Origin of the sequence: Mesorhizobium carmichaelinearum (assembly GCF_900199455.1) — a bacterium.
GTDB classification, from domain to species: domain Bacteria; phylum Pseudomonadota; class Alphaproteobacteria; order Rhizobiales; family Rhizobiaceae; genus Mesorhizobium; species Mesorhizobium carmichaelinearum.
On the sequence record NZ_FZQR01000019.1, the window covers coordinates 97,468 to 107,997 of the forward strand.

The window sequence follows — 10,530 nt, forward strand, 5'->3', positions numbered from 1 at the left end:
TCTCCCCACCCGTGGGGGAGATGTCCGGCAGGACAGAGGGGGGCGTCGTAGAGTGCCAGCAAGAGAAGTTCTGATGCGGACAGCGATTTGACCACCAGCCCCCTCCTCGACGCCACCGGCGTCGCCAAAAACTACGGCGCGGTTGCAGCGCTGCGCAACGCGTCGCTCTCCGTGCTGCCGGGCGAGGTGCATGCGCTGATGGGCGCCAATGGCGCCGGCAAGTCGACGCTGGTGAAGATCCTGACCGGTGCCATATCGGCCAACGCAGGCCGCATCCTGATCCGTGGCGAGGCGCGCGACATACGCTCGCCCGCCGCCGCCCGCCGCGCCGGCTTGCTGCCCGTCTACCAGGAGCCGTCGCTGATCCCCGATCTCGACGTCCTGTCCAATCTGCGGCTCACCGGCACGCCGGTCGAGCCGTTCCGCGCCTGGGTGCGCGAACTCGGCATTGCAGACCTCGACCTGCGCGACACCGCGCGCGACATTCCGCTGGCCGTGCTGCGCGTGCTTGACCTTGCCCGCGCGCTCGCCGTCGAGCCCGACGTGCTGCTGCTCGACGAGATGACGGCCGCACTCCCCGCCAACCTCGCCGAAAAGGTGCTGGAAGTGGTGCGCCGCCAGGGCGACGCCGGCCGCGCCGTGATCTTCATCTCGCACCGCTTCGTCGAAATCTCAGCGCTCTGCGACCGCGCCACCGTGCTGCGCGACGGTGAGACCGTCGGCGTCGTCGACATCGTGCCGGGCGTCGAGGAAAAGATCGTCGAGCTGATGCTCGGCACCCGCATCGTGAAAACCCATGTCGCCGCTCGCAGCGCCGCCGAGAAGGCAGCGCCTGCCCCTGCCCGGCCGCGGCTCGCCGTGCACAATCTGCGCGTCGGCACCAAGCTCAACGACGTCTCCTTCGATCTCAGGGATGGCGAGGTCGCTGGCGTCGTGGCACTCGAAGGCCAGGGCCAGGACGAGCTGTTCGCCGCGCTTGCCGGCTCGATCCGGCCCTCGGGCGGGACGATCGACGTCGACGGCAGCCCAGTGAAATTTTCGCACCCGATCGACGCCATCCGAGCGGGGATCGCCTATGTGCCGGGCGACCGCTCCGAGGCGCTCGCCATGCAGCGCTCGGTCCGCGAAAACATCGCGCTGCCCTTCAGCGCCGCCTTGCGCAACTGGGGGCCGATCAACATGCGCAAGGAGCGCGCCACCGTGCTCAGCGCCATCGAGCGGCTGCAGATCGACACACGCGCGCAGGGCGAGGTGCAGCGCCTGTCCGGCGGCAACCAGCAGAAGGTGACCATCGCCCGCTGGATCGCGGCGGATGCCCGCACCATCCTGTGCTTCGACCCGACGCGCGGCATCGATGTCGGCACCAAGCAGGAGATTTACAAGCTGCTGCGCGAACTCGCCGGCCACGGCAAGTCGGTGCTGTTCTACACTTCGGAACTGGAAGAGGTGCAGCGCGTCTGCGACCGCGTCATCGTCATCTTCGGCGGCCGCCTCGTCGACATTTTTCCTGTCGAGGAGGCCGACGAGCCGGCGCTGATGCGCGCCGCCTACGGCCTGCCGCGCGGCGCCAAGGCCGATATCGGCATTCTGGCGGCCCCCACCGCCTCCGATGCGCCCTCTTCCGACGCCTTGGGGACGAAGCCATGAGCCATTTCCTGCGCCGCCAGGGCTGGGTCATCGGCCTGCTCGCACTTCTGATCGTCCTGTTCATCGCCACCCGGATCATCCAGCCCGGCTATGGCAGCGGCGATTTCGGCTCGCTGGCGCGGGCCGTGCTGCCCTATGCCTTCGCGGTGGCAGCTCAAACGGTGGTGGTCATCGCCGGCGGCATCGACCTGTCGGTCGCCGCCATGATGGCGCTGACCAGCGTCACCGCCGCCTCGATGATGGCGGGCGCTTCGGAAGAATACGCGCTGTTGGTCGTGCCCTTTGTGCTCGCCATGGGTCTTGTCCTCGGCGCGCTCAACGGCCTGTTGATCGTCGTCACCCGCGTGCCCGACATCGTCGTCACGCTGGCCATGCTGTTCGTGCTGCAGGGCGCCGCCCTGCTGGTGCTCGACGCGCCGGGCGGCGCCGCCGCCGAATGGCTGAAGGCGCTGATCTCGGGCACTGTGCCGATCCCCGGCCTGCCCGACGCCATCGACGCCTGGCTGCCCAAGGCGCTGCTGGTGCTGGTCGTCTGCCTCTGCGTCATCTGGGTCCCGCTCAGGCGCTCACGCCTTGGCCTTTCCATCTACGCCATCGGCTCGAGCGAGCTGGCAGCGTTCCGCTCAGGCGTGCCGGTCAAGCGCACCCGCATCATCGCCTATGCGTTGTCGGGCCTGTTCGCCGCCTTTGGCGGCCTGGCACTGACCATGAGCACCGGCATCGGCGCCCCCATCCCCGGCCCCTATCTCCTGGCCAGCGTCGCCGCCGTGGTGCTGGGCGGCGTCGCGCTCGGCGGCGGCAAGGGCGGCCTGCTCGGCCCCATCGTCGCCGTCTTCGTGCTGCGCCTGGTGCGCACGGACCTCACCCTGCTCGCCATCGACCCCAACGTCACCGCCATCATCGAAGGCGCCATCATGGTGGCGGTGGTGATGTTCGGCGCGTTCATCACGATGCGGGGGCGGCAATGATGACGCTGGCAAAGCGGGATGACGTCGGCGCCCTACGGCGCCCCCCTCTGTCCTGCCGGACATCTCCCCCACGAGGGGGGAGATCGATAGTCATCGCCGCTTTCGCCAATCTCCAAAGGTGCAAGAAGGGCGCCGGCGCCCAAGCTGCCGATCTCCCCCCTAGTGGGGGAGATGGCCGGCAGGCCAGAGGGGGGCGCCGTAGAGCACAATCCTCGCCCGCCTATCGCCCCGGGCAAACCCCACCAAGAGCCACCCCATGAGCACATCAGCGATCACCCCCGTCCCTTTCGGCCGCCGGATAAAGCGCTTCATGGCCGACCGCCCTTTGGTCCCGCTGATCATCCTGCTCGTCATCCTGGTGGTGATCCTGCAGATCCTGCGCCCCGGCATCGTCAACGAGCGCTGGATCGCCAACACCATCAAATTCGCCATCCCGCTCGCGATCCTCGCCGGCTGCCAGACCATGACCATGCTGACCGGCGGCATCGACCTCTCGGTCGGCACGGTGGCGACGATGAGCGCCTTCATCATGGCGACGCAGATCGTCAGCCAGGACCCGGCTATCGCCTTCCTGCTGGCGATGATGCCGGCGGTGCTGATCGGCCTCGTCAACGGCATCGGCGTCGGCGTCTTCCGCGTCCACCCGCTGATCATGACGCTGGGCACAAGCCTGATCGGCACCGGCTGCCTGCAGGTCTACCAGCGCACCGTGATTGCGTCCGGCGCGAAAATCCCCGGCTTCCTCGCCTGGCTCGGCACCGGCGTCACCTCAGGCTTCCCCAACGCGCTGCTGCTGTTCGTACCGCTGGCGGCGCTGATCGTCTTTACGCTGGCCCGCACCGGCTTCGGCCGCCTGCTCTACGCCGTCGGCGACAATGAACGCGCGACGCGCCTGTCCGGCGTGCAATACTGGCAGGTCATCACGGCGCTTTACGTCACCTCAAGCCTGCTCGCCGGCATCACCGGCCTGCTCTATATCGGCCTGATCAAGGCGCCATCGCTGTCGCTCGCCGAACCGCTGGTCTTGCCCTCGGTCGCCGCCGCCGTCATCGGCGGCACCTCCATCTTCGGCGGCCGCGGCGGCTACACCGGCACCATCATCGGCGCGCTGATCCTGACCGTGCTGACGACGCTCTTGACCATCCTGCAGATGCCGGAGGGGGCGCGGCGGATTTTGTTCGGGCTGATCGTGCTGTTTGTGACGGCGGCTTATTTAAGGATTGTGGAGGAAAGGTAGGCGGTGAGCTGACTGGCCGCAGTGGAGCCGGAAGCAGGCGTTCCGGTTCTGCAACGAACTAGCAGAAAACTGCCATTCCGCTGACGACCCAAAAGCAGACATCGAAGCCGCCTAACTCACCGGCGGAACGGGCAATAGTTGTCATGATAGTCGAGCCGTTTCTCGAGTCCAAGTAACCGGCCAGCCTTTGTCGTCGATGGCAGCGAGACGCTTGTCCAATATCCGCCCGCAAGACGCGGCAGCAGGAAAATCTCCGCGCCTTCTGCCAATTCCTTCGGCCAACGTGTCGCGATAGATCACGCCGTCGATGGCGACGGCGAAGACAAGTTCGTATTCTGACGGTAGGGTCGCTCATGGCGCTGGGTTACCCTTTCCGGCGGCCGGCTCAGGCGGCAAGATCTGACCCCGTTGCCGACATCAGCCCGGACAAGCACCAGTTGCAGGGTCTTCAGGAAGGAAGAAGCTTCGCCGCTCGCAAGGGGTGAGTTCGCGAGGCACCATGCGCCGGGCGAAGTCAATGAGGTCGTTGGGCGTCTGGAAGACGCGAACGATACGGACCCCTTCTTCGCCGGAAACTATTGCGACCCGCGTGCCGTCGGTACTGAAAGCTGCGCGTGTAAGGCTCGGTCGAACGGTCGCTTCGTCCTGGCTGGCAAGGACGGCAATCTGGCGCCCCGATTGCGTCGCCCATAGCCTGACCGTGCGATCTTCGGACGACGCGGTCACGACATACAAACCACTGGCACTGAACTGGGCACTGTCCACCGCGCCGCTGTGGCCCCTGAGAACGGCCCTTTCCAGTCCGCCAGGGACGCTCCAGATCCGGACGGCTCCGTCGCGTGAGGCAGTCAGCAGCGACTGACCGTCCGGGCTGAAGGCGACCACCGTCACCTCGTCGGTATGTCCCTGTAGCGTTGCGACGTTTGCTCCGTCCGTGGTCGACCAAATTCGGGCCGTGTGGTCGCGTGAGCCCGTGGCGACCAGTTGACCGTTGGGGTTGAAGGCCGCTGCCGTGATGCGATCCCGATGCCCCACAAGAGGCTTGAGCTCAGCCCCGCCCGCCTTCAGAAGGTGGCCCGCATTGTCTTCCGTGGCCGCGAAGATCAGACGTCCGTCAGGGCTAAGAATGGGCTGCGGCAGCTTGCTGCTTGTATTGATGACGGCCAACTCGGTGCCGGTCGCCGCGTCCCACAGCTGGGCGGTACCATCGATCGATGCGGAAACAAGCGATTTGCCATCGCGACCAAACTGGATCTGGATCAGGCCGCCATGTGATCGGAACCGGGCGGTCTCGAATCCACTGGCCACCTCCCAAATTCGGACCTGGCCCTCAAGAGATGCCGTCGCGACGCGTCTACCATCGGGACTGAACGTCGCGCTTTGAACGATCTCATGGGTATCGAGCCGGATTATCTCGCGCCCGCTCACAACATCCCACAGATGCGCCACGCTGTCGCCGCCACCGGTCAGCAGGTGGACATTGTCGGGACTGAAGACCGCGAAGGTCGGCCGATATTCATGAGAGAGCGTCGTCGTCAGTGCGCCGTCGACATCCCACAGCCGAGCGGTGCCATCGTGTGAAGCCGTGAGAAGAATGTTGCTGTCAACCGGGCTGAATTCCAGATGCTCTACCAAAGATTCATGACCGGCGATCGTCGTGACCAACGAGGCTCGTTCAACGTCCCAGATGCGGATCGGCCCATTGACCGAAGCGGTCGCCAGGAAGCGGTCGCCCGGGCTGAACGCACCGTTCATCTCCCCATCGCGTTCATCCGCAGCGATATCGGCCAGCTTCAAACCCGAAACCTCCTGGCCGAGCAGGCCATGCAACGTTCCTGACGCTCCATCCCAAATCCGGGCCGCGCCATCGAGTGATACCGTGGCGATTCGCTGACCCCCGTGACTGAAAATCACTCCGTTCAATTGCGTGTCGCTCTTGTGGCCGGCCAACTTTGCGATCTCCGTCCCTTTCGACACATCGTAAAGGCAGGAAGTACCGCCGAATGAAAGCGGTGACCACGGGCCAGCCAGCAGCCGGCTTCCGTCCGGGCTGAATGCCAGGCCGTAGGGCAGGAAGTTCATTCGGATGGACCGAGTCAGTGCGCCATCTGCGGTGTTCCAGATCGAAACAACGTTCTTACGTGCCGTCGCGAAGCTGCGACCGTCCGGACTGAAGTCAGCCCGTGCATATCCGTCGCTGCCCACACTCAGGACTTTCTTCCCCGTCCGGGCGTCCCAGAGCACAGCATCGCTGTTTTCCCCCGCCGTCAGCACCTGGTTGCCATTCGGGCTGAAGATTGCCGTTGGATAATTACCGACCGGCTGCAGGATGGAGAGCTGTTCTCCCGAGATGGCGTTCCAGAGGCGCGCAGTGCCGTCCCTCGCGGCCGTCACGATTCGGCTGCCGTCCGGGCTGAATTCAGCCCTCTCCACGGCCCCTTCATGACCTCTTAGAACTGCAGTTTCGGCACCGCTGGAGATGTCCCAGACGCCTGCAGTTTTATCATAGGATGCAGTGACGATGTGATCGCCGGTCGGATTGAACGCCGCATCCGTAACGCCGGCGCCATGCCGGAAGATTTTGATCTGGTGGTGCGCCAGCAGGGCCTTGTAGAGGGCTGCCTCCGCTTCAAAGAGATATGGCCGCTCGGACTGGTCTTTCGAGGACAGTGCTTCGAGCGCCAAGAGGATCGCAGCCTCGGTGTTGCCCGTCGCCGTGGACTGCTGCGACAGAAACGAAAGCGAAAGAGACTGGTTACGCAGCGCCTGGTCGCGTTGCCACCTTGCTTCCCCCTGCGCCTTGAAGGCGACCAGTGCGCCTACGCCCGCCAGGAGAGCGAGCATTATCGCCACAATCGCGGCATTGCGCGTACGTCGGGCAAGCCGGTTTGCCGCGGCAGCCGCGAGGCTCCGGCGCTCGGCCTCGCGTTCCAGGCGCTCGCGTTTTGCCTCTTCGGCGGCCTCGATCAGTGCCAGCTCTGCCTGCCGGTCCTTCTCCTCTCTCTGCTGATGGGCGCGCAAAGACGCTTCGATGTATTCAACGACGTCATCGTCGACCTCCTCGCGTCTTGACAGCAGCAGCTCTTCGCCCTCCGCGAGACGTTTGCCGGACGGAAGGAGGAGCTCTCGATTCCTGCTCTCCAGGTGCCAACGGTGGGCGTCGGCCCTGAGGCGGTCGCGCGTCGCGAGGAAGTTCCGGTTTGCATTCACAATGTCACCGGCGCGCGGCCAACGGCTCAACAATGCTTCATGGGCAACGCGGACGAAGACATGCCCCCCGCCGTCCTCATCGCTGACGAGGAGCCGTGCGTCGATAAGGGCCCTGACGAGGGCCGATCGCGCGGGAGTGCCTGCAACTTCGGTGAGCAGGGCCGGACGTGCCGTCACCGTTTCATCGCTCGGATTTGCCGTGGTGAGGGCGCGCAGCACCGCGGGTAAGGCCTCCTGGATCTCGGGCGCGAGCAAGTCTACGACTTCATCGGCGCGGCGCGCGATTGCGCCTTCGAGCCCGCCGAGCGCACGATAATGCGCAAAGGTGAGAACCCGGCGCTCGCGGCCGGCCTCGTACAACGCGTCGAGCACAAACTCGAGAAGCGGCAAAGATCCGGGATCGGCAGCTGCTGCCTTCTGCAGCACATCATCGAGCCGCCCCAACTCGGCACTCTCCTCGAAGCGGAGTCCGGCAACGCCCGCCGGTTCGCGGATGATCTGCGCGATCTCAGGGCCAGTCGGCGGCAGGAGTTCGTAACTGGCGAGGCCGTCCTTGAGCGCCGAGAACCCCGGGACCTCACCGCAGCGGTGAAAGAAGTCCGAACGGATCGCCGCTATCACCCAGACCAGTCCGCTCGCGGCTAGCGCCGCCATGAGCCGCACAAGGGCCTCGCGCGTCGCCAGCTCCCTCTCCGTCGTAAACAGCTCCTCCAGCTGATCGATGGCGACAAGCAATCTGATCTGCGGACGGGCCGGCCCGGCGGCCTTGCCAAGAGCCTGTCGGACCATCGCCAGTGCCCGATCCGGCGTGCTCCTGCAAAGCCGAGCAAACTCCGCGGCTGTGACTTCGCAGGCCAGCTCCGGCACGGCAGCTTCGCGAAGCAGTGCCGCGGCCAGCACAGCGAATGCATCGGGTCCTTCGGAGAGGCGGATCAGGCAGCGGCGCCACAAGGATATGCCTGCCACGGCTCCAGGCCGGGTTAACGACGGCAGCAGGCCAGCGCGCAGGAGGGAAGACTTGCCGCAACCGCTCATTCCGTAGATGAGCAGGAATGCCGTACCGCTGGCTGCCTGCTGCTCAAGTCTTGCAGTGCAGGCAGCAATCGCCCGCGCTCGGCCGAAGAAGAGGTCGGCATCTTCGAATTCGAATGCATCGAGACCGCGAAATGGCGACCTGACCGGTTCCTCCGAAGCAAGGGGTACGCGGTAGATGCGCAAGGCGCGTGCGACGTTCTTCAGCTTGTGCTCGCCGAGATCGACGAATTCCAGCGAGAGTCGGTCTTGAGCCTGGGCGTGGACCGCCTCCGTGACGCAAATCCCGCCCGGTCGTGACAATTTTTGCAGATGAGCGGCGACCTCGACGGCCTCGCCCGCGAGGTGGTCGCCCTCGGCGACGACATAACCCAGGTGAACGCCGATGCGGAAGCGCAGGCGCTTCGTCGCGGGAACTTCGCAGTTCCGCCTATCGACGTCATGCTGGATCTCGCTCGCACACCGCATCGCCTCGACAGGGCCGGTGAACTCGGCGACCACGCTCCCTTCGCCGCTCCAGAACACGCGATCTGCATGTTGAACCAGCAGCCGATCGATGATCTGCCTGTACGCTCGGAAAGTTGCAGCAGGGATCCGCTCATCCTTGCCTGTCGGCCGGCCCTCAGCGGCCACTTCGGCGACCAGGATGGTGGCCATTCTCGGTCCGGCATTTGAGGGAAGGACAAGCCTGTAACCGCGCCTCGGCACTGTCTGCACGACGGCCTGCAGATTGTCGTTGAGCGCCGCACGGATCTCGTGAATGCATTGCACCAGGCTGTCATCGGTCACGGCTATCCCATTCCAGACCGCCTTCATCAGGTCGTCCTTTGTGATGACGCGATCAGCGTTCTCCAGAAGGTGACGAAGCACCGCGAAGGTCTGGTGGCGAAGTGCGATTGTCCTGTTGGACTTGTCGCGCAAGGTCTCGCTGCTCAGATCGGCGGTAACGCCGTTGAGTACGAACGTCGTGGGCGGCGAGCTATTCAAGCCGGTTCCCTCAGGCACGAAGCCGCAGTCTGCGATCTTAGCACGGTTTCGCACGGCGAAGAGTCATCACCATCCGGACCGGCGGGGAGCACAGATTTCGGCGAATGATCGGAAGCCGTTCGTGACCCGGGAGACGCCTCGGACCGACAATTGCATTGTCAGCGAGAGGTTCGCCATGGACTACTTGGTGCAGATTGCTCGATGTGCGGGCGCAAGACCGGTGCTACGGCTCACGGGCGTCTGCCTGCTCACTCTGTTCTTCGCGATGGCGCCACAGGCCCACTCGACCGACCGTCCGGCGGACGACCTGGCCGAAGTCGATCTGCAATTGATCCTTGCCGTGGACGTCTCGCCCTCGATGAGCAAAGTTGAGCAAGGAGTGCAACGCGACGGCTACGTCGATGCCTTCCGCCATGCGGACATTGCGAGGGCAATCAAGTCGGGAGAGCGGGGCAGAATCGCAGTGCTCTATCTGGAGTGGGCAGGGCCACGTCAGCAGACAGTCATTGTCCCGTGGACAATTGTCGAAAGCCTCGACGACGCTCTGACTTTGGCAGACAGGCTCGCGGCGCTGCCGTTGACCGAAGGCCGCGGAACGTCGATTTCCGGCGCATTGTCGGCCGCGAATGATCTGTTCGCGAAGAGTGGCTTGCGCAGCCCGCGCAGGGTTATTGACGTATCCGGCGACGGACCCAACAATACCGGAGCGCTCCTTGACCCCATCCGGCAGGTTCTTCTCGCGCAAGGCGTGACGATCAACGGGCTGCCTATCGAACTGCCCCGCATTGGCGGGGCCGACAATTTTGCGATCTATTCCAACCTGCAATCCTATTTCGAGCGCTGCGTCATTGGCGGACCAGACGCATTTGCAATCGGCGTCAACGAGCCCGCCATGTTCGCCACCGCAGTCCGTAGAAAGCTGGTGCGTGAAATCTCCATGAACATGGGTCAGGTGATCTACGCCGCCTACACCGCGCCTTCAGACCGCACCGTCGATTGCAACATGATCGCTCAGTTGCCGGGCCGGTGACGATGGGGTGTCCGCGATGTAGAGGGTGGGCAGCAACGGAATGCCTTTCGCGCACCGCTGCCAACAGTCAAATTGAGTTTGCATGCGACCCCTGGGCAGCCTTTGCCACCAGCAGCGGTGAACGTCGTCGAATGGTCGATGCGCTATAGTCCCAATGGCGATCCTTAAGTCCGGAGACGGCGCAACCGCGACCTCCAGAATGGTCGCCAACAATGTCTGCTTTCAGGCAGTGGCAACAAGTCACCTCAATGGCCGGTATGAGGTGCAAAGCTGACGTTGAATTAGCGTGAGCGCAACGTGTTGGTCCGCAACTGACTGATCCGAGCCCGAGCCCAGCAGCCTGTCTCCCGCTGTTAAGCAAGCGTCGGTTGATGCCCTGCCTTGCCCCGCACCATCCTCCCAATCCCCTCCAGCAACAC

At 64.6% G+C, this 10,530-nt stretch carries 5 protein-coding genes and 1 pseudogene; 4 read left to right on the forward strand and 2 right to left on the reverse strand.

Annotated features, from left to right (window positions below):
• Nucleotides 1–87: 87 nt before the first annotated feature.
• The 3 genes from CKW40_RS31460 to CKW40_RS31475 all read left to right on the forward strand — a co-directional run bounded on the left by CKW40_RS31460 (nt 88) and on the right by CKW40_RS31475 (nt 3,852).
• Nucleotides 88–1,647, forward strand: a complete 1,560-nt coding sequence (locus tag CKW40_RS31460) for a sugar ABC transporter ATP-binding protein (RefSeq protein WP_095203637.1) — start codon at nt 88–90, stop codon at nt 1,645–1,647.
• Nucleotides 1,644–2,615 carry an ABC transporter permease gene (locus tag CKW40_RS31465; RefSeq protein WP_095203638.1) on the forward strand — a complete coding sequence of 324 codons (972 nt, stop codon included), beginning with the start codon at nt 1,644–1,646 and terminating at the stop codon, nt 2,613–2,615. Before CKW40_RS31460 ends, CKW40_RS31465 begins: the two co-directional genes overlap by 4 nt.
• Nucleotides 2,616–2,871: 256 nt before the next feature.
• The gene (locus tag CKW40_RS31475; protein ID WP_095203639.1) at nt 2,872–3,852 is read left to right on the forward strand and encodes an ABC transporter permease; all 981 of its coding nucleotides are present in this window, start codon (nt 2,872–2,874) and stop codon (nt 3,850–3,852) included.
• A gap of 221 nt (nt 3,853–4,073) precedes the next feature.
• On the opposite strand, the pseudogene CKW40_RS45635 reads toward CKW40_RS31475, so the two are convergent.
• Together CKW40_RS45635 and CKW40_RS31485 are read right to left on the reverse strand one after the other, a co-directional pair.
• Nucleotides 4,074–4,170, reverse strand: a pseudogene (locus tag CKW40_RS45635) (ubiquitin family protein); the annotation flags it as partial.
• 99 nt (nt 4,171–4,269) lie between these two features.
• Nucleotides 4,270–9,081, reverse strand: coding sequence for an nSTAND1 domain-containing NTPase (locus CKW40_RS31485; protein ID WP_179298186.1), 4,812 nt, complete (start codon nt 9,079–9,081; stop codon nt 4,270–4,272).
• 175 nt (nt 9,082–9,256) lie between these two features.
• On the opposite strand from CKW40_RS31485, the gene CKW40_RS31490 reads away from it, so the two are divergent.
• The gene (locus CKW40_RS31490) at nt 9,257–10,111 is read left to right on the forward strand and encodes a DUF1194 domain-containing protein (protein WP_095203641.1); all 855 of its coding nucleotides are present in this window, start codon (nt 9,257–9,259) and stop codon (nt 10,109–10,111) included.
• Nucleotides 10,112–10,530: the final 419 nt, after the last annotated feature.